Here is a 329-nt window from a genome sequence, read left to right on the forward strand (position 1 = left end):
GGGGAATCGGGTTGGCTTCAGACCACTTGCTTCTGCGGCTCCGGCAGGTGACTCGCTCCCAGCACCGCCGGCAGCAACCCCGCCCGCAAATCCGTTCCGCTCGGCTGCTGGTACAGGCCCAGCCCGAACTCCGGCATCACCGCCAGCAGGTAATCGAAGATATCCCCTTGGATGCGCTCGTAGTCGGCCCACACGGTGGTGCCGGTGAAACAGTAGATTTCCAGCGGGATACCTTGGGCGGTGGTCTGTAGCTGGCGGACCATGCAGGTCATGTTCGGCTGGATCTCCGGGTGGCTCTTCAAATAGGCCAGGGCATAGGCCCGGAACGT

General features: G+C 63.2%; 1 pseudogene. It reads right to left on the minus strand.

What is annotated here, in order from left to right:
• Positions 1 to 17 precede the first annotated feature (17 nt).
• Positions 18 to 329 (minus strand): annotated as a pseudogene (locus tag OC610_RS29080) (mechanosensitive ion channel family protein); the annotation flags it as partial.

Source organism: Pseudomonas agronomica (assembly GCF_025917275.1).
Lineage (GTDB): Bacteria > Pseudomonadota > Gammaproteobacteria > Pseudomonadales > Pseudomonadaceae > Aquipseudomonas > Aquipseudomonas agronomica.